The 25835-nt window shown below is 73.7% G+C and carries 19 protein-coding genes; 5 read left to right on the top strand and 14 right to left on the bottom strand.

Annotation, left to right across the window (positions count from 1 at the left end; genetic code table 11):
* Window positions 1-77: 77 nt before the first annotated feature.
* Window positions 78-2753, bottom strand: coding sequence for a phosphoenolpyruvate carboxylase (locus OOT42_RS07710; protein WP_273654288.1), 2676 nt, complete (start codon window positions 2751-2753; stop codon window positions 78-80).
* A gap of 140 nt (window positions 2754-2893) precedes the next feature.
* Here OOT42_RS07710 and OOT42_RS07705 point away from each other — a divergent pair, with 140 nt between their 5' ends.
* The 3 genes from OOT42_RS07705 (at window position 2894) to OOT42_RS07695 (ending at window position 6295) form a co-directional block, all read left to right on the top strand.
* The gene (locus tag OOT42_RS07705; protein WP_273654287.1) at window positions 2894-3343 is read left to right on the top strand and encodes a helix-turn-helix transcriptional regulator; all 450 of its coding nucleotides are present in this window, start codon (window positions 2894-2896) and stop codon (window positions 3341-3343) included.
* A 5-nt stretch (window positions 3344-3348) separates the two neighbouring features.
* Window positions 3349-3759: a VOC family protein gene (locus OOT42_RS07700; RefSeq protein WP_273654286.1), complete on the top strand. Its 411-nt coding sequence runs from the start codon at window positions 3349-3351 to the stop codon at window positions 3757-3759.
* 151 nt (window positions 3760-3910) lie between these two features.
* Complete coding sequence (locus OOT42_RS07695; protein ID WP_273654285.1) at window positions 3911-6295, top strand: excinuclease ABC subunit UvrA; 2385 nt, start codon at window positions 3911-3913, stop codon at window positions 6293-6295.
* 66 nt (window positions 6296-6361) lie between these two features.
* On the opposite strand, the gene OOT42_RS07690 is transcribed toward OOT42_RS07695, so the two are convergent.
* From OOT42_RS07690 to OOT42_RS07675, 4 genes are all read right to left on the bottom strand, one after another.
* Window positions 6362-8665, bottom strand: coding sequence for a glycoside hydrolase family 65 protein (locus OOT42_RS07690; protein ID WP_273654284.1), 2304 nt, complete (start codon window positions 8663-8665; stop codon window positions 6362-6364).
* Between the two features lie 65 nt (window positions 8666-8730).
* Complete coding sequence (locus OOT42_RS07685) at window positions 8731-9504, bottom strand: ATP-binding cassette domain-containing protein (protein ID WP_273654283.1); 774 nt, start codon at window positions 9502-9504, stop codon at window positions 8731-8733.
* A complete protein-coding gene (locus OOT42_RS07680; RefSeq protein WP_423775976.1) occupies window positions 9504-10562 on the bottom strand; it encodes an ABC transporter permease in 1059 nt (352 codons plus the stop codon). The genes OOT42_RS07685 and OOT42_RS07680 overlap by 1 nt, the downstream gene beginning before the upstream one ends.
* Window positions 10563-10634: 72 nt before the next feature.
* On the bottom strand, window positions 10635-11780 hold the full coding sequence (locus OOT42_RS07675) for a substrate-binding domain-containing protein (RefSeq protein WP_273654282.1): 1146 nt from the start codon (window positions 11778-11780) through the stop codon (window positions 10635-10637).
* 172 nt (window positions 11781-11952) lie between these two features.
* On the opposite strand from OOT42_RS07675, the gene OOT42_RS07670 reads away from it, so the two are divergent.
* On the top strand, window positions 11953-12963 hold the full coding sequence (locus OOT42_RS07670) for a LacI family DNA-binding transcriptional regulator (RefSeq protein ID WP_273654281.1): 1011 nt from the start codon (window positions 11953-11955) through the stop codon (window positions 12961-12963).
* Window positions 12964-13057: 94 nt separating this feature from the next.
* Here the strand turns inward: OOT42_RS07670 and OOT42_RS07665 are convergent, their stop codons facing one another.
* A complete protein-coding gene (locus OOT42_RS07665; RefSeq protein WP_273654802.1) occupies window positions 13058-15529 on the bottom strand; it encodes a GH32 C-terminal domain-containing protein in 2472 nt (823 codons plus the stop codon).
* Window positions 15530-16055: 526 nt separating this feature from the next.
* Here OOT42_RS07665 and OOT42_RS07660 point away from each other — a divergent pair.
* Window positions 16056-17456, top strand: a complete 1401-nt coding sequence (locus tag OOT42_RS07660) for a glycoside hydrolase family 68 protein (RefSeq protein WP_273654280.1) — start codon at window positions 16056-16058, stop codon at window positions 17454-17456.
* 113 nt (window positions 17457-17569) lie between these two features.
* Here OOT42_RS07660 and OOT42_RS07655 read toward each other — a convergent pair whose 3' ends face one another.
* The 8 genes from OOT42_RS07655 to uidB form a co-directional block, all read right to left on the bottom strand.
* Complete coding sequence (locus tag OOT42_RS07655; RefSeq protein WP_273654279.1) at window positions 17570-18205, bottom strand: fasciclin domain-containing protein; 636 nt, start codon at window positions 18203-18205, stop codon at window positions 17570-17572.
* A 112-nt stretch (window positions 18206-18317) separates the two neighbouring features.
* Window positions 18318-19091 (bottom strand): anti-sigma factor, encoded by a 774-nt coding sequence (locus OOT42_RS07650; protein ID WP_273654278.1) that lies wholly within the window; start codon window positions 19089-19091, stop codon window positions 18318-18320.
* Window positions 19078-19713: an RNA polymerase sigma factor gene (locus OOT42_RS07645; protein ID WP_423775975.1), complete on the bottom strand. Its 636-nt coding sequence runs from the start codon at window positions 19711-19713 to the stop codon at window positions 19078-19080. Before OOT42_RS07645 ends, OOT42_RS07650 begins: the two co-directional genes overlap by 14 nt.
* Window positions 19714-19718: 5 nt before the next feature.
* Window positions 19719-20396, bottom strand: coding sequence for a class F sortase (locus OOT42_RS07640; RefSeq protein ID WP_273654276.1), 678 nt, complete (start codon window positions 20394-20396; stop codon window positions 19719-19721).
* Window positions 20393-21235 (bottom strand): DUF4397 domain-containing protein, encoded by an 843-nt coding sequence (locus tag OOT42_RS07635; protein ID WP_273654275.1) that lies wholly within the window; start codon window positions 21233-21235, stop codon window positions 20393-20395. Before OOT42_RS07635 ends, OOT42_RS07640 begins: the two co-directional genes overlap by 4 nt.
* A gap of 150 nt (window positions 21236-21385) precedes the next feature.
* Window positions 21386-22807: a glucuronate isomerase gene (uxaC, locus tag OOT42_RS07630; RefSeq protein ID WP_273654274.1), complete on the bottom strand. Its 1422-nt coding sequence runs from the start codon at window positions 22805-22807 to the stop codon at window positions 21386-21388.
* Window positions 22808-24268 carry an NADP-dependent phosphogluconate dehydrogenase gene (gndA, locus tag OOT42_RS07625; protein ID WP_273654273.1) on the bottom strand — a complete coding sequence of 487 codons (1461 nt, stop codon included), beginning with the start codon at window positions 24266-24268 and terminating at the stop codon, window positions 22808-22810.
* A 2-nt stretch (window positions 24269-24270) separates the two neighbouring features.
* Window positions 24271-25734: a glucuronide transporter gene (uidB, locus tag OOT42_RS07620; protein ID WP_273654272.1), complete on the bottom strand. Its 1464-nt coding sequence runs from the start codon at window positions 25732-25734 to the stop codon at window positions 24271-24273.
* Between the last annotated feature and the right edge of the window lie 101 nt (window positions 25735-25835).

Genomic DNA, 25835 nt, shown 5'->3' with positions numbered 1-25835 from the left:
CCCCGGACGCGGCGACGCCCCGCGGCCGTCGGGCCACGGGGCGTCGCGCAGCCGGGCGCCGGCCCGGACGTGGTGCGTCAGCCGGTGTTCTGCACGCCCGCGGCGACGCCGTTCACGGTGAGCAGCAGCAGGCGGCGCAGGTCGTCGGCCTGCTCGGTCGCGTCGCCCGTGCGCAGGCCCCGCAGCGCGCGGAGCTGGAGCAGCGACAGCGCGTCGACGTACGGGCTGCGGAGCTGGACGGCGCGGCCCAGGATGCGCCGCCGGGACAGCACGGCGTCGCTGTCGGTGATCGCGAGGACCGACCGGCGCGTGAGCGCCATCTCGGCGAGGATCTTCTCCGCCAGGTCGGGACGGTCGCCGAGCGCCAGGTAGCGGGCGGCGATCCGCTCGTCGGTCTTGGCGAGCGACATCTCGACGTTGTCGATCATCGTCGTGAACAGCGGCCACTGCGCGTACGCGGCGCGCAGCTCGTCCAGGTCGCCGACGGCGTCGAGCGCCGTGCCGAGCCCGTACCAGCCCGCGAGGTTGATCCGCGCCTGCGACCACGAGAACACCCACGGGATCGCGCGCAGGTCGTCGAGCGACGACACCGACAGCCCGCGACGCGCCGGGCGCGAGCCGATCGGCAGCAGGCCGACCTCCTCGAGCGGCGTCACCTCGGCGAACCACTGCGGGAAGCCCTCGGCGCGCACGAGGTCGTGGAACCGGGTGCGGGACGCGACGTCGAGCTGCTTCGCGAGGTCCGCGAACCGCTCGGACGCGGCGGCGTTGCGCTGCTCGACCGACGGCGTGCTCGCGAGCAGCGTCGCGGCGACGACCTGCTCGATGTGCCGCGCGGCGATGACCGGGTCGCCGTAGCGGGCGAAGATGACCTCGCCCTGCTCGGTGAGCTTGAACCGGCCGTCGACCGAGCCCGGGGGCTGGGCCAGGACGGCACGGTTGGCGGGGCCGCCGCCGCGCCCGAGGGCGCCGCCACGACCGTGGAACAGCGTGAGCACGATGTCGTGCCGGCGCGCCCACTCGGTGATCCGCTGCTGCGCGGTGTCGAGCGCGAGCGTCGCGGAGACCGGGCCTACGTCCTTCGAGGAGTCCGAGTAGCCGAGCATGACCTCGACGCGGCGCCCGTTCTCCGCGAGGCGCTTCTGGACCTGCGGGATCTGCAGGGCGCCCTCGAGGATGTCGACGCTCGCCTCGAGGTCGGCGAAGGTCTCGAACAGCGGGATCGCGTCGATGACCGGCACGTCGTCGGGGCCGCCGTAGGCGAGCTCCGCGAGGCGGTACACGGCGCCGAGGTGCTCGGCGGACTGCGTGAACGACACGATGTAGCGGCGCGCGGCGGCGATGCCGAACCGGCGCTGGACCGTGCCGAGCGCGCGGAACGTGTCGAGCACCTCGAGCGTGCGCGGCTCGAGCGTGCCGTCGACGCCGTTCGCCTCGATGTCCGCGAGCGCGGACTCGTGCACCTGCGAGTGCTGCCGGACCTCGAGCTCGGCCAGGTGGAAGCCGAACGTCTGCACCTGCCACAGCAGGCGCTGCAGGTCGCCGTACGCCGAGCGCGACGCGCCGGCCTCGACGAGCGAGCGCTGGACGACGAGCAGGTCGGCCTCGAGCTCCTCGGGCGACCCGTACGCGAGGTCGGCGTCGCGGCGGCGGGTCGCGGCGATCCGCTCGGCGAGGACGAGCACGACGCGGCGGTGCGGCTCGTTCGGCGCCTCGCCCGCGACGCGCGCGGTGACCTCCTCGGACAGCAGCCGCTGCCGCTGCCACAGCGCGGCGAGCTCGGCCGACGGCGGGGTCATGTCGGTGCCGAGCGTGAGGCCGGCGGCGGTGCGCTGCGCGGACGCCTCCAGGGCCGTCAGCGCGTGCTCGGAGGCGAGCGTCGCGGCCGCGCGCGTGACCTCGGCGGTGACGTTCGGGTTGCCGTCGCGGTCGCCGCCGATCCAGGAGCCGAGCCGCGCGAACGGCCGGACCTCCGGCGCCTGGGTGCCGGCGTCGTCGCCCAGCAGCCAGTCGTCGAGCCGGCGGTACACCGCGGGCAGGACGTCGGCGAGCGTCGAGTCGAAGACGTTGAGGACCGTGCGGACCTCGTCGAGGACCGTGGGCTTGGCCTGCCGCAGCGGGGCGGTGCGCCACAGCGTCTCGATCTCCGCGAGCAGACGGCGGTCGTTCTCGGCGATCGACATGCCGCCGCGGCTGCGGACGTCGCGCTCGCCGACGAGCTCGGCGATGCGGCGGATCGAGTTCGACACCGCGCGGCGCCGGGCCTCGGTGGGGTGGGCCGTGAGGACGGGACGGAACTCGAGCCGCTGGACGAGCGCGCGGACCTCGTCGGCGCCGAGCTCCTCGCGCGCGCGCTCGACGGCGGCCGGCAGCGAGTCGTCGGGGGTGAGGTCGTGCGGCTCGAGACTCGCCTCGCGCTCGCGCAGCACGCGGACGCGGTGGTACTCCTCGGCCGTGTTCGCCAGGTGGAAGTAGCAGGTGAACGCGCGGGCGACCTGCTCGGCACGTTCGAGGGACAGGCCGGCGACGAGGGCCTCGGCCTGCTCGAGCGCGTCGCTGTCCGGCTCGTCGTGCGCGCGGATCGCCAGCTCGCGGAGGCGCTCGACGTCGTCGAGCAGGTCCTGGCCGACGGACTCGCGCAGCACCCGGCCGAGGAACTCGCCGAGGACGCGGACGTCGTTGCGCAGCGGCTCGGGGACGTCGTGCCGGGCGAGGCCGCGACGCACGTCGCGCGGGGGAAGCGGTGCAGTCACCGGGCCAAGATAGGCCCCGACTGGCGCTGCGGTCGCCCGCGGTCCAGGCGCTGGGCAGCGCCCGTGCCCGCGCCGGGTCGTGCTCACGACCGTCGCGCGGGGGCGGACGCGGGGTGCCCGACCGTGGCAGCATCGACCTCGTGACCAGCAGGGCCGACGCCGAGCAGCGCCGCAGCGACCTCGCGCGGCTGCGTCGCGTGCGCGACCGGATCGACCGGGAGTACGCGCAGCCGCTCGACGTCGAGGCGCTCGCGCGGGGTGCGCACATGTCGGCGGGACACCTGTCGCGCCAGTTCAAGGCCGCGTACGGCGAGTCGGTCTACGCGTACCTCATGACGCGGCGGATCGAGCGGGCGATGGCGCTGCTCCAGCGCGGCGACATGACGGTGACCGAGGTCTGCTTCGCGGTCGGCTGCCAGTCGCTCGGGACGTTCTCGACGCGGTTCACCGAGCTCGTCGGCGTGCCGCCGAGCGTGTACCGCGGGTCCGCCGAGCACAGCACCGCGGGCATGCCGTCGTGCGTCGCCAAGCAGGTGACGCGACCGGTCAGGAATCGAGAAGCGACGCCCTCGGAGCCGCGCCTAGCGTGAACGGCATGGACATCACCATCGCCAACACGTTCCTCCCCCACGACGACCCCGACGCCGCGCTCGCGTTCTACCGCGACGTGCTGGGCTTCGAGGTCCGCAACGACGTCGGCTACGGCGACATGCGGTGGATCACCGTCGGTCCCGCCGGCCAGCCGGGCACGTCGATCGTCCTCTACCCGCCGGCGGCCGACCCGGGCGTCACCGACGACGAGAAGCGCACCATCACCGAGATGATGGCGAAGGGCACGTACGCGACGCTCGTCTTCGCGACCGCCGACCTCGACGCGACGTTCGACAAGCTCCAGGCCGCGGGCGCCGAGGTCGTGCAGGAGCCGACGGACCAGCCGTACGGCATCCGCGACGCCGCGTTCCGCGACCCGGCCGGCAACCAGCTGCGTCTCAACCAGGTCGGCTGACCGCGCGCACGCGCCGGCTCCCGGCACCGCACCGCTCCCCTGCCCGTCCCGCGACCCGCCCGCAGCGGCCCTGCGAGCGGGTCGCCCGTGCGCGTCGGACCCGGCTGGTTGAATCGGTCCCGACCCCCGTCTCGTCCCCCGGGAGACCCGCATGAGCACCGCCACGAGCACCGCACCGGCCGCGTCGCACGTCGCGGACAGCCACGACCTGATCCGCGTGCAGGGTGCGCGCGAGAACAACCTCAAGGACGTCAGCCTCGAGATCCCGAAGCGGCGGCTCACGGTCTTCACCGGGGTGTCCGGGTCGGGCAAGTCGTCGCTGGTGTTCGCGACGATCGCCGCCGAGTCGCAGCGGATGATCAACGAGACGTACAGCGCGTTCGTGCAGGGCTTCATGCCGTCGCTCGCGCGCCCGGAGGTCGACCGGCTCGAGGGCCTGACGACCGCGATCATCGTCGACCAGGAGCGCATGGGCTCGAACCCGCGCTCGACGGTCGGCACCGCGACCGACGCGAACGCGATGCTCCGGATCCTGTTCAGCCGCCTCGGGCAGCCGCACATCGGGTCGCCCAACGCGTTCTCGTTCAACGTGCCGTCCGTCAAGGGCGCGGGCGCGATCACGGTGCAGCGCGGCGACCGCACCAAGGCGGAGAAGGCCGAGTTCTCGATGCTCGGCGGGATGTGCCCGCGGTGCGAGGGCATGGGCGCGGTCACCGACTTCGACCGGACCGCGCTGTACGACGACACCAAGTCGCTCAACGAGGGCGCGCTCACCGTCCCCGGCTACACGATGGACGGCTGGTACGGACGCATCTTCCGTGGCAGCGGCTTCTTCGACCCCGACAAGCCGATCAAGGACTACGGCAAGCGCGAGCTCGACGACCTGCTCTACAAGGAGCCGACCAAGATCAAGGTCGAGGGCATCAACATCACGTACGAGGGCCTGATCCCCAAGATCCAGAAGTCGATCCTGTCGAAGGACGTCGACGCGATGCAGCCGCACATCCGCGCGTTCGTCGAGAAGGCCGTGACGTTCCAGACGTGCCCGGAGTGCGAGGGCACGCGACTGGCGGCGGAGGCGCGCTCGTCGCGGATCGCGGGCAAGAACATCGCCGACGTGTGCGCGATGCAGATCAGCGACCTCGCCCAGTGGGTCCGCGGGCTCGACGAGCCGACCGTCGCGCCCCTGATCGCCGGCCTGCAGCACCTGCTCGACTCGTTCACCGAGATCGGCCTCGGCTACCTCTCGCTCGACCGGCCCGCGGGGACGCTGTCGGGCGGCGAGGCGCAGCGCACCAAGATGATCCGGCACCTCGGGTCGTCGCTCACCGACGTCACGTACGTGTTCGACGAGCCGACGATCGGCCTGCACCCGCACGACATCCAGCGCATGAACGAGCTGCTGCTCCAGCTGCGCGACAAGGGCAACACGGTGCTCGTCGTCGAGCACAAGCCCGAGTCCATCGCGATCGCCGACCACGTCGTCGACCTCGGTCCGGGCGCGGGCACCGGCGGCGGCACCCTCTGCTACGAGGGGACCGTCGAGGGCCTGCGCGCGAGCGGCACGATCACGGGCCGGCACCTCGACGACCGCGCGACCCTCAAGGCCGACGTCCGTGCGGCGCGCGGTGCGCTCGAGATCCGCGGCGCGTCGACGCACAACCTCCGCGACGTCGACGTCGACGTGCCGCTCGGCGTGCTGTGCGTCGTGACGGGCGTGGCCGGGTCCGGCAAGAGCTCGCTCATCCACGGCTCGGTCGCGAAGCGCGACGGCGTCGTCGTGATCGACCAGGGTGCGATCCGCGGGTCGCGGCGCAGCAACCCCGCGACCTACACCGGCCTGCTCGACCCGATCCGCAAGGCGTTCGCGAAGGCCAACGGCGTCAAGCCCGCGCTGTTCAGCTCGAACTCCGAGGGTGCGTGCCCGACGTGCAACGGCGCGGGCGTGATCTACACCGACCTCGGGGTCATGGCGACCGTCGAGTCGACGTGCGAGGAGTGCGAGGGCCGCCGGTTCCAGGCGAGCGTGCTGGAGTACACGCTGGGCGGCAAGAACATCGCCGAGGTGCTCGCGATGCCCGTGACCGAGGCGGAGGAGTTCTTCGGTACCGGCGACGCGCGCACGCCCGCCGCGCACGCGATCCTCGACCGGCTGACCGACGTCGGGCTCGGCTACCTCACGCTCGGCCAGCCGCTGACGACGCTGTCGGGCGGCGAGCGGCAGCGGCTCAAGCTCGCGACCCAGATGGGCGAGAAGGGCGGCATCTACGTGCTCGACGAGCCGACGACCGGCCTGCACCTCGCGGACGTCGCGCAGCTCCTCGGCCTGCTCGACCGGCTCGTCGACTCCGGCAAGTCCGTCATCGTGATCGAGCACCATCAGGCCGTGATGGCGCACGCCGACTGGATCATCGACCTCGGGCCCGGCGCGGGCCACGACGGCGGGCGGGTCGTCTTCGAGGGCACCCCGGCCGACCTCGTCGCGGACCGGTCGACGCTCACGGGACAGCACCTGGCGACGTACGTCGGCGCCTGACGCGTCGGGCGCCGAGGCACGGGCGAGCCGCGCGCCGTCCGTCCCCGGTCGTCCGGGGTCGGTCGGTCAGACCTGGGGCTCGCGACCCGGAGGCTGGCTCGGCGGGGTGGGCTCGGCGACCGGCACGAGGGGACGCGTCGCGGTCGGCGCGTCGACCGTGACCGTGACCTCCTCGTCGTCGTCGCCGGTGACGTGCCGCAGCGTCACGCGCGCCCCGTCGACCAGGCGGTAGGTCACCTCGTCGCGTCGTGCGTCGACCTCGAGCCGCGAGCCGTCGACCTGGACGCGGAACCGCAGCCGGGACAGGTGTGGCGGGAGGCGCGGTGCGACACGGACGCGGTCGTGGTCGAGCCGCAGGCCGCCGAAGCCGTGCACGAGCGCGTTCCACGCGCCGGCCATCGACGCGACGTGCACGCCCTCCTGGGTCTCGCGCCGCAGGTCGCGCACGTCGATGAGGGCGCACTCGCGCGTGAAGGCGTGCGCGAGCGTGAGGTGCCCCAGCTCGGCGGCGACGACCGCCTGGACGCTCGCGGACAGCGACGAGTCCCGCACGGTGAGCGGCTCGTAGTACGCGAAGTCGCGGCGCTTCTGCTCGGGCGTGAACCGCTCGTGGTCGACCGCGAGCGCGACGACCAGGTCGGCCTGCTTGACGAGCTGGTGCCGGTACAGCTCGGTGTAGTGCACGTGCGACTCGAACGGCGCCCACCCGTCAGGGCTGCGCGACCAGTCCCAGCGCGGGTGGCGCGTGAACCCGGCGGACTGCTCGGTGACGCCCAGGTCCTCGGCGTACGGGATGACGACGGACTCCGCGGCGGCCGACCAGCGCGTGCGCTCGTCGTCGTCGACGCCCAGCCGGCGCGCCTCCTCGGGCATCCGGCCGGTGACGCGGGCCGCCGCGGTGAGCGCGCGCGCGACCATGACGTTGGTGAACGTGTTGTCGTCGACGACCGCGGTGTACTCGTCGGGCCCCGTCACGCCGTGCAGGTGGAAGCGGCCGTCGTCGGCGACGTGACCGCGCGCCATCCAGAACCGTGCGCCGTGCACGAGCAGGTCGACGACGACCTCGCGCTCGAGCGCGTCGTCGCCGGTCGCCGCGACGTGCCGCACGGCGGCCTCCGCGATGTCGGCCGTGACGTGCACGGCCGCGGTGCTCGCGGGCCAGTACCCCGAGCACTCGGCGCCCGAGATGGTCCGCCACGGGAACGCGGCGCCCGGCAGCCCGAGCACGCGCGCCCGCTCGCGGGCCTCCGGCAGGGTCGCGTGCCGCCAGCGGAGGTGCGCGGCCGCCGCCGACGGGACCAGGTGGTCGAGCACGGGCATGACGAAGCCCTCGGCGTCCCAGAACGTGTGCCCGTGGTAGCCCGTGCCGGTCAGCCCTTTCGCGCGCAGGCCCGTGCCCTCGATGCACGCGGCGGCCTGGACGGTGTGCAGCACGGCGAGCCGGACGGCCTGCTGGAGCTCGTCGTCGCCCTCGACGACCACGTCGCCCCGCTCCCACACCTCGTCGAGGTACGCGCGCTGCTCGGACTCGAGCGCCGCGTCGCCCACGTCCGCCGCGGCGTCGAGCACGGACCGGGCGTCCGCGAGCAGCTCCTCGACGGGGCGGCGGCCGCACACGTACGCGGCGTGCGTCGTGACCCGGACCCAGCCGTCGGCGTCGAGGTCGGCGTCGAGCCAACGCCCGTGCGGCCCGTCCTGCCAGCGCGGCTCGACGCCGGACGACGACGCCGCGTCGTGCCGCGTCGCGAGCACGACGCCGACGCCCGAGCGCACGGTGCGCTGGGCGGTCCACGTCGCGCCGGCCTCGTGCCCGCACGCCTCGGTCACGAGGCCCGGACCGGACCAGTCACCTGACGGTCCCGGGCAGCCCGGGACCGGACGCACGCGGACACGCGCGCCGCGCGGGGCGCGGACCTCGTACGACGCCACGACGAGCTCGGGCCGCACGAGCGACACCCACCGGCGCGTGCGGACCTCGACCGTCGTGCCCGCGGGCGACGTCCAGACGGCCTCGCGGTGCAGCACCGCGGTCCGCAGGTCGAGCAGGCGCTCGTGGTGCTCGAGCGTCCCCGCACGCACGTCGAACGGCTCGCCGTCGACCTCGAGATCCACCGCGCACGCGTCGACGACCGGCACGAGGCGCTCGTCGTCGTCGGGCAGCCCGTAGGAGCGCTCGGCGTACGCGTGCGGGTACCGCTCGTAGACGCGTGCGAGCAGCGTGCCGTCGGGGACCTCGGGGCGCTGCTCCTCGAGCGTGCCCCGCACGCCCAGGTACCCGTTGGCGACCGTGAGCAGCGCGGCCGCCCACGGCAGGTCGTCGACGTGGAGGGTGGGTTCGCGCAGCACCCAGGGCTCGACGGTCAGCGGCATGCCACAGTGCAGCACGCGCGGGCCCGACGCACGAGCGGACGGCGCACGCCGGGCCCGGCGGCGGGTCAGGCGGCGAGCGCGCCCGTCATGAGGGCGACGGCTTCGCTCGGCGAGTGCGTCTGCGGGGTGATGACCGCCGCCCGGCGGCCGAGCCGCTGGACGTGGATGCGGTCGGCCACCTCGAAGACGTGCGGCATGTTGTGGCTGATGAGGATCACCGGCAGCCCGCGCTCGCGCAGGTCGCGCACGAGCTGGAGGACCTGGCCGGACTCCCGGACGCCGAGCGCCGCCGTGGGCTCGTCGAGGATGACGACCTTCGACCCGAACGCGGCCGCGCGTGCCACGGCGACCGCCTGACGCTGCCCGCCGGACAGCGTCTCGACGGCCTGCGTGACGTCCTGGAGCGTGCTGATGCCGAGCGCCTTGAGCTGCTGCTCGGACCTCTCGCGCATCCCGGCGGTGTCGAGCATCCGGAACACCGAGCCGAGCACGCCGCTGCGCCGCTGCTCACGCCCCAGGTAGAGGTTGCTCGCGATGTCGAGCGCCGGGGACACGGCGAGGTTCTGGTAGACGGTCTCGATGCCCGCGGCACGCGCCTCCTGCGGCCCGTGGAACGTCACAGGCCGGCCTTCGAGGAGCAGCTGCCCCTGGTCGGGCGTGTACGCGCCGGAGAGGCACTTGACCAGGGTGGACTTGCCGGCGCCGTTGTCGCCGATGATCGCGAGCACCTCGCCCGGGTAGAGCTCGAGGTCGACGCCGTCGAGGCCGACGACCCGCCCGAACGTCTTGACGAGGCCCTTCGCCTGCAGCACGGGCGTCCGTGCGCTGTCCTGCGTCATCACGCACGCTCCTTCCGGATCCACTGGTCGACCGCGACCGCGACGATGACGAGCACGCCGACGGCGAGCGTCTGGTAGAGCACGTCGACACCCGCGAGCGACAGCCCGTTGCGGAACACGCCGACGATGAGTGCGCCGAGCAGGCTCCCCCACACCGCGCCGCGCCCGCCGAACAGGCTCGTGCCGCCGATGACGACCGCGGTGATCGAGTCGAGGTTCGCCTCGGCCGCGGCGTTGGGGCTCGCGGCGTTGATGCGGCCGACGAGGATCCAGCCCGCGAGCGCGAACAGCCCGCCCGCGGTGACGTAGACGCTGAGCAGCACGCGTGGCACGCGGATGCCCGCGAGCGCGGCGGACTCCTTGTCGTCGCCGACGGCGTACACGTGCCGGCCCCACGCGGTGCGGCCGAGCGCGTACGCGACGACCGCGTACATCGCGAGCATGACGAGCACGCCGACCGTGACGCGCACGCCTCCGACGGTGAAGGCCTCGCCGGTCCAGGTGAGCAGCGACGGCAGCTCGCCGCCGCGGACCGTCGCGCCCTTGGAGTAGAGCAGCGTGAGCGCGAGGAACACGTTGAGCGTGCCGAGCGTGACGATGAAGGGCGGCAGCTTGAGCCGGGTCACGAGCAGGCCGTTGACGGCACCCGCGACGAGCCCGACGGCCAGGCCGAGCGCGAGCGCGACAGGGCCGGGCAGGCCGTTCGTGACGGCGGTCTGGGCCATGACCATCGAGGACAGGACCATGATCGCGCCGACCGACAGGTCGATCCCGGCGGTCAGGATGATGAGCGTCTGGCCGACGGCGAGCGCGCCGACGACGGCGACCTGCTGGGTGACGAGCGAGAGGTTCTCGGGCCGCAGGAAGCGGTCGTTGAGCAGCCCGAAGACGACGACGGAGAGCACGAGCACGAGGGCCGGGCTCAGGGCGGGGTGCCGGTGCAGGACCGACTGGATGCGGCCGGCGGTGGACTGCTTGCGCAGGAACTCGTCGGCGACGTGCGGCTGGGGCGCGGCGGGCGCGGGTGCGGACGCCGGCGGGACGGTACGTGAGGTCACGTCTCCTCCTCGGGTGCGGGATCGGCGGGCGACGGCGACCGGGTGCGGGGGCCCGGTCGCCGTCCGGGGCGCTCAGCCCCAGCAGATCTCCTTCGCGTCGGCGGACGTGATGCTCTCGACGCCGTCGGCGGGCTCGTCCGTGACGAGCGCGACGCCGGTGTCGAAGAAGTCGAGCCCGTCGGTGGTCTCGGGCTTCTCGCCGGTGCGCGCGAGCTGCGCGATGGCCTTCACGCCCTCCTCGGCCATGCGCACGGGGTACTGCTGCGAGGTCGCGTCGAGGATGCCGTTCTCGACGTACCCGACCCCGGCGCAGCCGCCGTCGACCGAGACGAGGAGCACGTCGTCGGGCGACTTCCCCGCGCTCTCGAGCACCTGCGAGGCGCCGTACGCGGCGGGCTCGTTGATCGTGTAGACGACGTTGACGTCGGGGTTCTGCGAGAGGCAGTTCTCCATCGCGGTCGCGCCGCCGTCCTCCGCGCCACCGGTCGCCTCGTTGCAGACGATCGTGTAGCTACCGCCCGAGTAGTCGCCGGTCTTCGCCTCGTCGCCGTTCGCCTGGTCGTCGGCGGTGTCGATGCCCATGCCCTCGAGGAAGCCCTGGTCGCGGGAGTGGTCGACGCTGACGATGCGGTCGTCGAACAGGTCGAGGAGCGCGATCACGGCGTCCTCGCCCCCGAGCGTCGCGGCGGTCCACTCGCCGATGCGGCGGCCCGCGTCCACGTTGTCGGTCGCGAACGTGATGTCGACCGCGTCGGCGGGCTCGGGCGGCGTGTCGAGCGCGATGACGTACAGGCCGGCCTCGCGCGCCCGCTCGACGGCGTCGACGACCGCGGGGCCGTTGGGCGTGATGAGGATGCCGTCCTGGCCCTGCGAGATCGCGTTCTCGATCGCCTGGATCTGGGTGTCCTCGTCGCCGTCCTCGCGGCCCGCGGCGAGCGTGAGGTCGACGCCCTCGGCGTCGGCGGCCTCCTGGGCTCCCTCCTGCATGGCGACGAAGAACGGGTTGGTCGTGGTCTTGACGATGAGCGAGACGGCGACGGTGTCGTCGCCGTCCGTGCCGCCTTCCGTCGCGCCCGAGCCGGAGCCGGAGTCGGACGAGCAGGCGGTCGATAGGATCCCCGCGACGACGAACGTGCTGGTCGCGAGCGCGATACGGGTCCGGGTCCGGCGCCCTGCCGGGACGAGGACCGAGGAAGGACGTCTGCGTGTGGTGGTCATGGAGCCCCCTCCAACCGTGCGGCCGACTGGCCGCTGACACCGTTGTCATCGGACTGTCTACACAGCGCTTCCGAGGACCGTCAAGCGTTCGCGGCCACGCTACGGTTGGCCGGTGACAACGATGTCTCAACCGGCGGACACCAACGGGTCCCCCCGACGCGCCCGAGCGACCATGCGCGACGTCGCCGAGCGCGCCGGCGTGGGCATCAAGACCGTCTCGCGCGTCGTCAACGGCGAGCCCGGGGTGGCCGCCGCGACGGCCGAGCGGGTCAACCGCGCCGCACGCGAGCTGCACTTCCAGCCCGACCCCTTCGCGGGCAACCTGCGCCGCAGCGTGCGACGGACGCAGAGCATCGGCCTGCTGCTGTCGAGCGTCGACAACCCGTTCTGCGCGGCGATGCACCGGGCCGTCGAGGACGTCGCGGAGTCCCGCGGGGTGTCCGTCCTGTCGGCGAGCAGCGACGAGGACCCCCAGCGCGAGCGCGCACTCGTCGGCACCTTCGTGTCGCGACGCGTGGACGGGCTGATCCTGTCGGCGACCGGGGGCGACCAGTCGTACCTGCGGCCCGAGATGGACGCCGGCACGCCCGTCGTGGCGGTCGACCGGGCCCCCGTCGGGATCGACGTCGACAGCGTCGTCGTCGACAACGTCGCGGGAGCCCGCGGCGCGACCGCGCACCTGCTGCGCCGCGGCCACCGCCGGATCGCCCACCTGGGCGACCTGTCGACGATCGCGACCGCCGCCCAGCGACTCGACGGGTTCCGCCAGGCCGCGGCCGAGGCGGGCGTCCCCGCGGACGACCAGCTCGTCGTCCAGGACCTGCACACGGTCGAGCTCGCGTTCGACGCGACGTTCCGCCTGCTCCGCTCCGACGACCCGCCCACGGCGCTGTTCACGAGCCAGAACCTCGTGACGATCGGCGCGATCCGCGCGCTGCGGTCCCTCGGGATGCAGCACGACGTCGCCGTGGTCGGCTTCGACGACTTCGCCCTCGCGGACCTGCTCGACCCCGCCGTCACGGTCGTGGCGCAGGACCCGGTCGCCATCGGGCGCGCGGCGGCCGAGCGTGTGTTCGCGCGTCTGGAGGACCGCTCGCTCGCGTCGACGCACACCGTGCTCGCGACGCGGCTCGTGGTGCGCGGCTCGGGCGAGATCGCCCCCCGGCGCCAAGGCGGCGCGTAGCGCACGACCCACCGGGCGGGTGGGTGCAGCCCCCCGGCCCTGGGTCCGGCGGGCGCGACCCGCGTGACGCGGGCCGGGTGCGCGCGACATCGCGTCAACCCAGGCGACGCACCTCCAGCGACCGCAGGACCGCGCGACCGCCCTCGGCATAGGCGGCGACGCCCTGCGCGTCGGCGTCCGGGAAGACGAGGTCGGTGATCGTGACGAGGCCGTCCTGCGCGAACACCTCGACCGACGACCGGTCGACCACGACCGTGAGCCGTACGCGCCCGCCCGCGACCTCGACGGGCGCCGAGTGCACCGCGGGGAAGGCCGGGTGCAGGTCGACCACACCCGACGCCCGCCGGTCGACGAACAGGCGCCCGGTGCGCGCGTCGTACCCGACGACGGTCCGCTGCCCGTCCTTGCTGCGCACGTGCAGGCCCACCTCGTCGGCGGTGCCGACGTCGAGCTCGGCCGTGAGCAGCAGCGCGTCCCCCGCCGCGCGCGGGAGCGGCACGACCGCGTCGTCGAGCGGCACGTCGCGCGTGGTCCACCGCGGCTCGCTCGCGAGGGCCGACGCGTCGGGGGCGGCCACCTGGACGAGCCGCACCCTGCCGTCGACGGTCCGCAGCGACAGGCGCCGCGGGAGGGTCATGACCCCGCGCCAGCCGGTCGTCGGCGTCGAGGCGGCGTACGTCCAGCTGCTCATCCAGCCGATCGCGACGGCCTCGCCGTCGGGGTGCTCGGCGAACGTCAGCGGCGCGTAGAAGTCGCTCCCGTGGTCCATCCAGTCGTACCGCTCGAGGCGTCGCGGGACGGCCGCGTCGGTCGCGACGACGTGGTCCACCAGCACGTGCCCCCACGGGCCGGTCGACGCGTCGACCACGCGGAGCCGCGCGTCGCGGCCGACGAGGTCGCGCACGTCCCACGACACCCAGTCGAGCGCCTCCGCGTCCGCACCGGTCGCGCTGCGGACGACCTCGCCGTCCACGAGCAGGTCGACCGACGTGGCCGCGCCGCGCGGCCGCGCCGGGACGTCGCCCAGCACGACGTGGTCCGCCAGCACGTGCCCCCAGCCCGCGGTGGAGCCGTCAACGACCTCGACCCGCGCCTCGCGGCCGCGCAGGTCGCTCACGTCCCACGACGCCCAGTCGAGGACACCGCTCTGCGGACCCGACGTCGACCGGACGACCTGCCCGTCGACGAGCAGCCGGACAGCCGTGTCGGGGTGCGGGCCGCCGCCGACGAGGAAGCTCACGTGGTCGGCCGTGACCGTGAACGGCGGCGACGTGAGCGTGCCGGTGCCGGTGTCGGGCACCGGCACGCACGGATCGCCCGCCGTGCCGTTGCGGTAGGAGCTCGCGAGCCCCGTGCCGAGGTAGCCGGACACGCCGTCCTGGCACGGCGCGTCGCCGGGCGTCGGGCCGCCGCCGAACGCGGTGCCGGTCGCGGTCCACCCCGCGAAGCCGTCGCCCTCGAAGTCACCCAGCACCGTGCCGGGCGGCGCGGTGCCGTCACCGCTCCCCGGAGCGCGGGGGGCGTCGCCGCCGCCGACGAGGAGCGCGAGGTGGTCGCGCGTCAGCCGGAAGGGCGGCGAGGTCAGGGTGCCCACGGCCCGGTCGCCGCCCAGGAAGCTGTTCACGACGCGGTCGCCGACGTACCCCGAGACCGGGTTCTGCCCCGGCAGCGCGCCGCCCACCGACCCCGACCCGAACGCCGTGCCCGTCGTCTCCCACCCGTCGCCGTAGGTCGGCGCCTCGAACGTCGCGACGACGTCACCGGCGGGAACGTCGTCGCCGTCCCGCAGGTCGTCGGGCGTGAACGTCGTGCCGTCGAAGTCGCCGACGAAGTACTGCGTCCCCGACCCTCCGGTCGGCGAACCGGGGTTGAGGCTCACGACGAGGACCCAGCGCGTCCGGTCGGGGTCGCCGTCGACCGGCAGCTCGACGAGGTCGGGCATCTCCCACACGCCGCCGACCGCGTGCGCCGGGCCGAAGTCGCTCAGGTGGGTCCACGAGCGCAGGTCGTCGGAGCGGTAGAGCTGCACGACGTGCTCGGTCGCAAGAACGACGAGCATCACCCAGTACCCGCCGTCGGCGTACCAGAGCACCTTGGGGTCGCGGAACTCGCGTGAGCCGATGTCGAGCACGGGGTTGCCCGGGTACCGGGTCCACGTCGTCCCGCCGTCGGTGCTCGACGCGAGCGACTGGGCCTGCACGTGCGTCGTCGGGTCGTAGCTCGTGTAGACCGCGACGAGCGGGTCGCGTCCGTCGACACCGAGCCCGCTCGTGTTGCCGTGGTCCACGACGACCGTGCCGGAGAAGACGAGCTCGTCCTCGGTCGCGGGGATCGCGACGGGCAGCTCCTCCCAGTGCACGAGGTCGTCGCTCACGGCGTGGCCCCACGAGATGGAGCCCCACACGTCACCGGCGGGGTTGTGCTGGAAGAACAGGTGGTAGCGCCCCTCGTACCAGGCCGGGCCGTTGGGGTCGTTGACCCAGTGCCGGGCGGGCGCGAAGTGCGCGACCGGTCGGTACGGGTCGTCGCCCCCGGGGTCCTCGGGCACAGGGCACGCCAGGACCATCGACACCACGACCCCTCCGGCGACTGCGGCTAACGTCCGTGCGCGCACGCGGCACTCCTCGTCGAGTCCGGGCGGCTCCCCCTCGAGCCGTCCGCGCCAGCCTGACCCGCTCCTGACAACGTTGTCAAGGGCACGGGGACGGGTTCGGCACGACTTCGACCCGGACCCTTGCGACCGCTCCGGGACCGTGCTTCCCTTGGTCCGGTCCGGCAGTCATCGCCGGAATGAACGGGAGTCACGCAGGTGTGACCTCCTGGACCCCAGGTGCGCCCGACGCACCTGCGGCGTGCCCTCAGCCATGCACGCCGACGCAGCGCTCAGGCGTGTGAGGACAGCGCACGCCGCTCCACCGGTCGGTCGCCCGACGACCCACCGCACCGGTGCGTCCGAACGACGGGCGCACCGTGTCCCCGGCGCGCCCTCAGACTCCGCGCCGCACCACCGGCACCGTCCGACACCTCGGACGCCGGTCCGTCCGGCCCGACGGGCGACGACGCCCGACGGGACCCGCACGAGGGGAACTCCCATGAACCGCACCATCCGCGGTGTGCTCGCGCTCGCCTTCGCGGCCGCGACGACCGCCGCGCTCATGACACCGTCCACCGCCACCACCGACCCGGACCGGATCCCCGGCCCGTCGATCGGCGGCGGTCAGCGCATCGACGCGGTCTTCAGCCCGCGGTCGACCTACCACGCCAACTGGACGCGCGCCGACGCGCTGAAGATCGAGCAGGACGCCACCAACACCGCGCCGCTGATCCCGTCCGACTTCCCGGTCATGACCGACCAGGTCTGGATCTGGGACACCTGGCCGCTGACCGACCTGAACATGCAGCCCGTCGCGTACGAGGGCTGGAACATCATCTTCTCGCTCACCGCGCCGCGGGACATCTTCTTCGGCGACCGGCACTGGCAGGCGAAGATCGGCTTCTTCTACTCCCAGGACGCCCAGCACTGGACCTACGGCGGCGACCTGTTCCCCGCAGACTCGTCACTCGGCTCGCGCGAGTGGGCCGGGTCGACGGTGCTCGCCGACGACGGCACCGTCCACGCGTTCTACACCGCGTCCGGTCGGGACGACGGCGGCATCGACCCGACCGACGCGCTCCAGCGCCTCGCGCACTCCCAGGGCCAGATCCACACCGACGCCGACGGCGTCTGGTTCACCGGGTTCGAGAACCACCACATCATCGCTCAGGCCGACGGGACGCTCTACCAGACGCTCGAGCAGTCGCAGGCGGGCCCGATCATCTACGCGTTCCGCGACCCGTTCGTGTTCCGCGACCCGACCGACCACCGCATCTACGCGCTGTTCGAGGGCAACAACGGCGGCGTCGCCGGGAGCCACAGGTGCGACCGCTCGGAGATCGGGCGCGTCCCACCGGGCCACGTCACGCCGGCCGACGCCCGGTACTACACCGGCAACATCGGGCTCATGGAGCTGAGGTCCGCCGACTTCACGCAGTGGAAGCTCCTCCCGCCGCTGCTGTCCGCCGAGTGCACCAACCAGCAGACCGAACGACCGCACCTCGTCGTCCAGGACGGCCAGTACTACCTGTGGACCATCAGCCACATGTTCACGTTCGCCCCCGGGCTGACCGACCCCGGCGAGATCGCGGCCGGACCGGACGGCGTCTACGGCTTCGTCGGCCCCGGCCTGCGCAGCAACTACCGGCCGATGAACGGCAGCGCGCTCGTCCTGGGCAACCCGCCCGAGCAGCCCCTGCAGCAGTACTCGCACTACGTGATGCCGAACCTGCTCGTCGAGAGCTTCATCGACACCGTGCCCACCGGGCCCGGGCCCTCGGACGTCGTCTACGGCGGGACGCTCGCCCCGACGCTCGAGCTCGAGCTCGACGGCGCGACGTCGCGGCTGGTCGGCGAGCTGCCGTACGCCTACGTCCCGGCGGAGGTCGCCGTGCCGTGACGTGACCCGCACGGGCCCTCCCCCGTGCTGCACGCAGGAGCCCGGCCCCTCCTCTGGAGCCGGGCTCCTGCCTCATCCGCTGTGACGAGGACGCGGCGTCCCTCGGCGCGGCGTCAGAGGTCGATCGGACGCAGGACGAGCGAGATGCCGTGCGCGATCTGGGCGTTGCCCGCGTTGAGGTCGAGCTTCGACCGGACCAGGAACGGGTCGAGGTCGCTGCGGTCCTGGTCCTTGAGCTGCACGAGCGCGTAGCGCTTCGACCACACCTTGACCTTGATCGCGCCGCCCTGCGCGGTCGTCAGGCTCGCGCCGCTCGACGCGAGGGCGGTCGCCGAGTCGATCGTCGCGCCGGGCACGACGTGGTACAGCAGCACCTGCTCGACGGCGTCGACGCCGACCGCCCCGGCGATCGCCGTGAGGACCTCCTGCTCGCTCCCGTACCACCGGTGCGTCAGGTCCTTCGCGAGCACCTGGAACGCGCGGTCGTTCGGGATGAACGCGGTGAGCGGGACCGTGCCGTCGGCGAGGACCGCCACCGGGCTCCCGGGCTTGGCCGCCAGGACCGTGGCGACGGCCTGGTCGACGATGTCGAAGTCGTACCAGTTGCGGTCGAACGTGTCGCCGTCGGACGCGAGCACGCTCGCGAGCGACGTCGTGCCGGCGGCGTTCGCGGCGGGTGCGAGCGCGAGGCCGGCGCCCGCCGCGACAGCGGCAGCGCACAGGGCGGAGAGGGTGCGTCGGATCTTCATCGTCGACTCCTGCGTCGTCGAGGTCGGCCCGCGCGGGCCGGACGCCCCGGAGAGGGTGTCACCGGTACTTCCGGCCGACCGCCCTCTGCGGATGCACCAGCCTCGGGATGCCTCAGGCGCGCAGCGGTCCGCGCACGATCGAGTCGCCCGAGTGCGCCGGGTCGCCGTCGAACTGCTCCTCGGAGACGTCGACGACCGAGAACTCGTCGAGGTCGAGGCCCGCGGGCAGGTCGAACCGCCCGGTCGGGCCGTCGAGCGTCCCGAGGCTCACGAGGCCCGACACGTCGGGCTTGAGCAGCCACACCTCACGGAAGCCGTCGGCGCCGACCTGGCCCGTGAGGTCCACGACGAGCTGGCGCGACCCGTCCGCACGCGTCTCGACCTCGGCCGACCCCGACGCGTCCCAGCCCGGGAGCGGCTCGAGCGTCGCGGACGCGACGACCTGCGGCGCCGGCTCACGGCCCGCCCACCACGTCACGCCCGCGCCGGCGACCACGCCCACCGCGGCCGCCGCGGCGACCCACTGCCAGCGGCTCGAGCGGCGGGCCATTGGCACGACGTCCGCGACCGGCTGCTCGACCGGAGCGGGGCCCGACGACACGGCCTGCGGAGGGACCGGTGCGAGCACCGGTCGCGGCGCGGCGACGTCGTCCGGCCGGGCCCCCAGGCCCAGCTCGGTCGCGATCGCGTCCCACACCCGGGGCGTGGGCGGCACGAGCTCGCCCGCGGTCCGGGCGAGGCCCGCGACGTCGGCGAGCGTCCGCACCTCCGCGGCGCACCGCTCGCAGGCGTCGACGTGGGCGTGCTCGGCGTCGGTCGCACCGTCCTCCCCGAGGGCGAGGAGCGTCAGCACGTCGTCGTCCACGTGCTCGTCATCGAAGCGCACCGTCCACCTCCCATCGGGTCCGGAGCCGTGCCAGGCTGCGCCGCAGGTGGCTCTTCACCGTGCCGAGCGGCAGGTCCAGTCTCGTCGCGATCTGGTCGTGCGTGAGGTCGTCGTAGAAGGCGAGCCGCAGGATCGTGCGCTGCGGGTCGCCCAGCCGGTCGAGCTCGTCGGCGATCACCAGACGGTCGACGACCCGGTCGTCGGCGGCCGCGACGCTCGCGGGTGGCGGGGTCGCGGCGTCGGTCAGCTTGCGGTCGCGCGTGCGGCGCTCGTGCGCGTCGGCGATCGCGTGCCGCGTGATCCCGACGAGCCACGCGGGCAGGCGCGCCCGCGTCGGGTCGAAGCGGTGCCGGCCGCGCCACGCGTCCACGAACACCTGCTGCGTGACCTCCTCGGCCTCCGCGGTCGTGCCCAGCGAGCGCAGGGCGAGCGTGTGCACGAGCGTCGACCAGCGGTCGTAGGCCTCCCGGATCGCGCGCTCGTCACCGGCGGCGAACTCGCGTCCCAGCCGGTCCACGGCCTCGGTGTCGTCGCCCGACGCGCGGGCCACCGACGGCTCGCGTGCACTCACGGGCGGCTCCTCACGGCGGGGTGTCGTCGTCGGCGACAGTGCGACCAGCATAGGGATCACCCGGGCTCGGCTGTGACCACGACGTTGTCCGTGTAGTGCCCGACGTCCTCGCGCCACGCGCCGCCGCACGTCACGAGGACGAGGCGGGGCGCTCCGTCGCGCGAGAACCAGTCGGCGAGCGGGGCGGTCTCCTTGGGGACCTTCGTGACGTCGACGACGACGTAGGGGCGCACGGTGCCGTCGCTCGTCGTCACCTGGACCTGCGCGCCCGGGGTCAGGCGGCGCAGGTCGGCGAAGGGTCCGATCCCCGTGAGGCGCGAGTCGACGTGCCCGGCCAGCAGCGTCGTGCCCTCCGTCGAGGCGGGGCCGGGACCGAACCGGTACCAGCCCGCCCGGTCGGCGTCCGGCGGCACCTCCATCGACCCGTCCGCGGCGACCCCGACGGCGTCGACGGGCATGTCGAGCGCGAGGTCGGGGACCTGCAGCCGCACCGGGGCGACGACGGCCTCGGGAGGCGGGGCGACGGCAGCCTGGACGGGGACGGGCGGCAGCGTGCCGGTGGGCGCCGGCGTGGCCGCGCCGCCCGAGGGCGACGCGGCCACCGTGGTGCCGAGGGTCGGCACCGGGTCGGGTCCCGGGCCCGCGGTGCAGCCTGCGACGGCCCCGACCGCCACGCCGAGCGCCACGGCCCGGGACGCCAGGCGCTGCCAGGCGTGGCGGTCGGGAGTCCTCATCGGCGGACCGTCACCGCGCGGCGGCGGACGGCGGTGGCGGACGCCGCGACGAGTCCCGCGACGACCAGGCCGGCGACGGCCCACGTCCCGGCCGGGACGTCACGGTCGGCCGCGAGGCCCAGCTCCCCCGCCGGCACCCCGCTCGGCGTGCCGTGCAGGCCGTCGATGACCTGCGTCGCGAGCGCGAGCGTCGACGGGGTCGCCGTCCCGTTGCCCCAGGCGTACACGATGGTGTTGGTGCCCTCGGCGACGTTGACGTCGGCCGGGCCCAGCAGCGCGGGCTCGGTCGTGCCGGCGGCGACGACGCTCGCGCTGACCGTGCCGGCGGGAAGGTTCAGGACCTTCTCGTTCGGGTTGGTCAGCCCCGAGATCACGGCGGAGCCGCCGGCGAGCACGTCGACCGCGGGTGCGGCGGCCACGTGCCGGACCGTGAGGCGGCCCTGACCCGCGGCGGTGGTCGACGTGTCGTTGGTGAAGAGCGTGGCCGTCGGGTTGGCGGACGCGTCGAGGTGGGCGACCGCGGTGTACGACGTGTTCCCGGCGAGCTGGAGGTCGACCGGGCCGATCGCGGGCGACGACGCGTCCGCGGCGTCCGCGGCCGTGATCGCGACCGTGTAGGTGCCGGGCGCGAGCTCGAGCGGCCCTGCGAGCGTGCCGGGCGTGAAGTCGTCGAGCGTCCGCTGCCCGTTGACCCACACGTCCACCGTGAGGCCCGGCACGCCGTGCAGGACGTACAGGGTCGCGTCGCCGGGAGCGGCGCCGGCGGGGGCGGAGGTCAGCATGACGGCGGCGAGGGCGAGACCGGCGGCTCCGGTCGCGGCAAGAGGTCGTGCGCGCATCGTGGTCGTCCTTCCGTGCGGCCCGCCCGGTGGCGGGACTCTCGACCTCTCTTCCGTCGTCAGGACACGTTCGGATGCATGCGGACGCAACTTTCTTCGCGAAGGTCGTCGACCGGGGCGCGCGGCACGGGACGCGCCCCGGTCGACGGCTCAGCGGGGCCCGAGGCCGAAGACCTCCGTCGGGCGCCCCACGACGAGGTCGACGACGGCGTCGGCCGCCTCGTCCTCGTCGAGCCGGTGGCCCGCGACGAGCCCCGCGAGGAACGACGCGTCGAGGCGGCGGGCCATGTCGTGCCGCGCCGGGATCGACAGCAGCGCGCGCGTGTCGTCGATGAACCCGCTGGTCCGGCTCAGGCCCGCGATCTCGGTGACCGCCTCGCGCCAGCGCAGGATCGACGACGGCGCGTCGAGGAACCACCACGGTGCCCCGACGTAGACCGACGGGTAGAAGCCCGCGAGCGGTGCGAGCTCGCGCGAGAACACCGACTCGTCGAGCGTGAACAGCACGAGCCGCAGGTTCGGGTGCGTGCCGTACCGCTCCAGCAGCGGGCGCAGCGGGTCGGTGAACGAGCCTGCCAGCGGGATGTCGTGGCCCGTGTCGGGCCCGTAGCGGCCGAGCGTCGGGCGGTGGTGCCCGCGCCGGACGCCCGGGTGGAGCGTCATGGTGAGGCCGTCCTCGGTCGACATGCGCGCCATCTCCAGGAGCATGTGGCGGCGCAGCGCGGCGGCCTCGTCCGTGGTGATCGCGCCGAGGAGCCCGCGCGCGTACAGGCGCTCGGCGTCCGCGGGGTCGAGCGGCTCGGTGCCGACGTCCTCGTGGCTGTGGTCGGCGGAGACGGCGCCGTGCCGGCGGAAGTGCGCGCGACGGTCCTCCATCGCGGCGACCCAGCCGCGGTACGTCGACGTGTCCGTCCCGGCGGCGACGCCCAGCGCCGCGACCGCGTCGCGCCAGCCGGGGTCGGCGGCCTCCAGGTAGCGGTCCGGCCGGAACGTCGGCAGCACGCGCCCGCCGAACGTCGGGTCGTCGCGCAGCGCAGCGTGCGCCGCGAGGTCGTCGACCGGGTCGTCCGTCGTCGCGAGGACGTCGATGCGGAACCGGTCGAACAGCGCGCGCGGCCGGTACTCGGGCTGCCGCAGGCGGTCGGCGAGCAGGTCGTACAGCGCGTCGGCGGTGTCGGCGGACGGGCGCACGTCGGTCCCGAACACGTCGCGCAGCGTCGAGTCGAACCAGTACCGGACCGACGTGCCGCGGAAGACGTGCCACCGCGTGCAGAACGCGCGCCACGCGGCGCGGGCGGCACGCTCGTCGAGCGGCCCGCGCCCGACGCCGAGCTCGTCGAGCGGGACGCCCGACGCGTGCAGCAGCCGCGTCACGTAGTGGTCGGGCGTGATCAGCAGCGACGTCGGGTCGGCGAACGGCTGGTCGTCGAGCAGCAGGCCGGCCGGGACGTGCCCGTGCGGGGACAGGATCGGCAGGTCGCGGACGAGCGCGTACAGCTCGCGGGCGAGCGCGCGGACGCCCGGGTCGGCGGGCAACAGGCGGTCGTCGGCGACGGTGGCCGTGGTCGTCACTCAGGCCACCTCCTCGGTGCGACCGCCCGACCAGGTGGTGTGGAAGGTGCCGTCCTTGTCGGTGCGGCGGTAGGTGTGGGCGCCGAAGAAGTCGCGCTGGGCCTGGATCAGCGCCGCGGGCAGCCGCTCGGCGCGGACCCCGTCGTAATAGGCCAGCGAGGAGGAGAACGCCGGGGTCGGCACCCCGTGCAGCGCCGCGCCGGACACCACGCGCCGCCAGGCCTGCACGCCGTTGGCCACGGCGCCGGTGAAGTACTCGTCGGCCAGCAGCAGCGGCAGGTCCCGGTCGCGCTCGTAGGCCTCGGTGATCCGGTTCAGGAACCGCGCCCGGATGATGCACCCACCACGCCAGATCCGCGCCATCGCCCCCCGGTCGATGTCCCACCCGAACTGCGCGGAGGCCGCGGCGATCTGGTCGAACCCCTGGGAGTAGGCGACGACCTTCGAGGCGTACAGGGCCAGGCGCACGTCCTCGATGAACGCCTCCCGGTCCTGCACGGCCCACGGGGTCGTGTGCGCGGGCAGCGTGCCCACCGCGGCGGTGCGCTGCGGGACCGACCCCGACAGCGCCCGGGCGAACGTGGCCTCCGCGATCCCGGTGATCGGCACCCCCAGGTCCAGGGCGTTCTGCACGGTCCAGCGGCCGGTGCCCTTCTGCTCGGCCTGGTCCAGCACCACGTCCACGAACGCCGACCCGGTGGCGGCGTCCACGTGCTGCAGCACCTCGGCGGTGATCTCGATCAGGAACGACTCCAAGTCCCCGGTGTTCCACTCCGCGAAGATGCCCCCGATCTCCGCCGCCGACGCACCCAGGCCCTGCTTGAGCAGGTCGTACGCCTCGGCGATCAGCTGCATGTCGGCGTACTCGATGCCGTTGTGCACCATCTTCACGAAGTGCCCCGCACCATCGGGACCCACATACGTGCAGCACGGCACCCCGTCGACCTTCGCCGAGATCTTCTCCAGGATCGGACCCAACCACTCATACGACTCGGCGGTCCCGCCCGGCATGATCGACGGCCCCAGCAGCGCACCCTCCTCACCACCGGAAACACCCGACCCGACGAAGTGCAGACCCTTCTCCCGCAGCGCACGCTCACGGCGGATCGTGTCCGGGAAGTGCGCGTTCCCGGCGTCGACCACGATGTCGCCCTCGTCCAGCAACGGCACCAGCTCATCGATCACCGCATCCGTGGCCGCACCGGCCTTGACCATCACCACGATCTTGCGCGGCCGCGCCAACGACGCCACGAACTCCGCCGTGCTCTCCGACGCGACGAACGCGCCCTCGTCCCCGTGATCGGCCAGCAACGACTGCGTCTTCGCGAACGACCGGTTGTGGATCGCGACGGTGAACCCGTTCCGGGCGAAATTCCGAGCCAGATTGCGGCCCATCACCGCCAGACCGGTCACGCCGATCTCCGCCGTCCCCGTCGTGCCCGGGGTCTGCTCCGTCGTCATGCTCACGCCTCCTGCGCGGGGGTCTGCTCGGCCTCGGCGGTGCGCGCGGCGCGGCGGGCCGCGACGTCACCCACCATCGAGGCGAAGGTCTTCTCGGTCAGCGGGTAGGCGACCATGATGAGGACGCCGATCCCGATGAACACCGCGGGCACGAAGCCCGCGATGGCGCGGATGCCGTCGACGGCCCCCGCGGACTGCTGCTCGGCGCCGGCGAGGTAGCCGACCATGCCGAGGCCGTACGCCGCGGCGGCACCGCCGAGCGCCTGGCCGAGCTTGCGGGTGAACGAGAACACCGCGTACGTCGTGCCCTCGGTCCGGACGCCCGACCGCCACTCGCCGTACTCCACGGTGTCGGCCTCGAGCGCCCACATGAGCGTGTTCACGGCGGCCAGGCCGACCCCGTAGAGGCCGAAGAACACCACGGCCAGCCAGACGAGCGACGGCGGCGTGAGCGCGATGCCGATGGCCGCGACCACCGCGACCAGGCCGGACGCGATGTACGCCTTCTTCTTGCCGACCCAGCCGACGATCCGCGGGATGACCGGCGCGACGACGAACATCGCGAGCGTGCTCACGACCGTGAGGACGATGAACAGGTTGGCGTCGCCGAGGACGTCGCGGGCGTAGTACGCCTGCACGGTCTGCAGCGCGAACATGCCGGTGAGGAACGACAGCGCGCTCACGCACAGCATGAGCAGCGGGCGGTTGCCGCGCAGCGTGCGCAGGCTCTGGCCGAGGCTGACCTTCGCGACGTCGCGGACCACGTTCTCGCGCGAGGTGCGGAACAGGATCATGTAGAGCCCGAAGCCGATGACGACGAACAGCAGGGTCGTCAGGGTCAGCGACTGCTGCAGGTTCTCCGACGAGCGGATCTGCGGCGCGACGACGAACGACAGCATGATGATCGTCGCGGCGGTCCCGACCATGCGGAAGCTCGCGAGCTTGGCGCGCTCGGTCGGCACCTGCGTCATCGCCGACGCAAGCGAGCCGTAGGGGATGTTGACGAGGCTGTACGCGAGGCCGAGCAGCGCGTAGGTGATGTACGCGTAGACGAGCTTGCCCGTCCCGCCGAGCCCGCCGGGGACGGTGAACGTCGCGACGCTCAGCAGCAGCAGGGGCAGCGAGCCGAACAGGAAGAACGGCCGGAACTTGCCCCACCGCGTCATGGTCCGGTCGACGACACGCCCGGCGTAGATGTCGGCGAACGCGTCCCAGGCGCGCACGACGAGGAACAGCGTGCCCGCCGCGGCGGGGCTGATCCCGACGACGTCGGTGTAGTAGAGCAGCAGGAACATCGACGTCATCGAGAACGCGAGGTTGTTCGCGGCGTCGCCGGACGCGTACCCGAGGAGCTGCGACAGCCGCAGCTTCCCGGACGTCGCGGAGCCGGCAGGGCTGCTCGGGGTGGTGGACGGGACCGCGGGTGCGGTCGGTGCGGGCTGCGAGACAGCGGCGCTGCTGGTCATGGCCTGTCCTCGGGTCGGGGCCGCGGTGCGCGGCGGGGTCGTGGGGCGGTCGGGTGGCTCGGGTTCACGGGCGCTGGACGCGGCGCCGCGGTGGGGCGGCG

Source organism: Cellulomonas fimi (genome assembly GCF_028583725.1).
Taxonomy (GTDB): Bacteria; Actinomycetota; Actinomycetes; order Actinomycetales; family Cellulomonadaceae; genus Cellulomonas; species Cellulomonas fimi_B.
This window is presented reverse-complemented; position numbering and strand designations above follow the sequence as displayed.

Coding starts and splice junctions, on each gene's coding strand:
- OOT42_RS07700 (WP_273654286.1), top strand. CDS start 3,349: ATGGACATCACCATCGCCAACACGTTCCTCCCCCACGACGACCCCGAC.
- OOT42_RS07695 (WP_273654285.1), top strand. CDS start 3,911: ATGAGCACCGCCACGAGCACCGCACCGGCCGCGTCGCACGTCGCGGAC.
- OOT42_RS07690 (WP_273654284.1), bottom strand. CDS start 8,665: ATGCCGCTGACCGTCGAGCCCTGGGTGCTGCGCGAACCCACCCTCCAC.
- OOT42_RS07685 (WP_273654283.1), bottom strand. CDS start 9,504: ATGACGCAGGACAGCGCACGGACGCCCGTGCTGCAGGCGAAGGGCCTC.
- OOT42_RS07675 (WP_273654282.1), bottom strand. CDS start 11,780: ATGACCACCACACGCAGACGTCCTTCCTCGGTCCTCGTCCCGGCAGGG.
- OOT42_RS07670 (WP_273654281.1), top strand. CDS start 11,953: ATGCGCGACGTCGCCGAGCGCGCCGGCGTGGGCATCAAGACCGTCTCG.
- OOT42_RS07665 (WP_273654802.1), bottom strand. CDS start 15,529: ATGGTCCTGGCGTGCCCTGTGCCCGAGGACCCCGGGGGCGACGACCCG.
- OOT42_RS07660 (WP_273654280.1), top strand. CDS start 16,056: ATGAACCGCACCATCCGCGGTGTGCTCGCGCTCGCCTTCGCGGCCGCG.
- OOT42_RS07655 (WP_273654279.1), bottom strand. CDS start 18,205: ATGAAGATCCGACGCACCCTCTCCGCCCTGTGCGCTGCCGCTGTCGCG.
- OOT42_RS07645 (WP_423775975.1), bottom strand. CDS start 19,713: ATGCTGGTCGCACTGTCGCCGACGACGACACCCCGCCGTGAGGAGCCG.
- OOT42_RS07640 (WP_273654276.1), bottom strand. CDS start 20,396: ATGAGGACTCCCGACCGCCACGCCTGGCAGCGCCTGGCGTCCCGGGCC.
- OOT42_RS07635 (WP_273654275.1), bottom strand. CDS start 21,235: ATGCGCGCACGACCTCTTGCCGCGACCGGAGCCGCCGGTCTCGCCCTC.
- gndA (WP_273654273.1), bottom strand. CDS start 24,268: ATGACGACGGAGCAGACCCCGGGCACGACGGGGACGGCGGAGATCGGC.
- uidB (WP_273654272.1), bottom strand. CDS start 25,734: ATGACCAGCAGCGCCGCTGTCTCGCAGCCCGCACCGACCGCACCCGCG.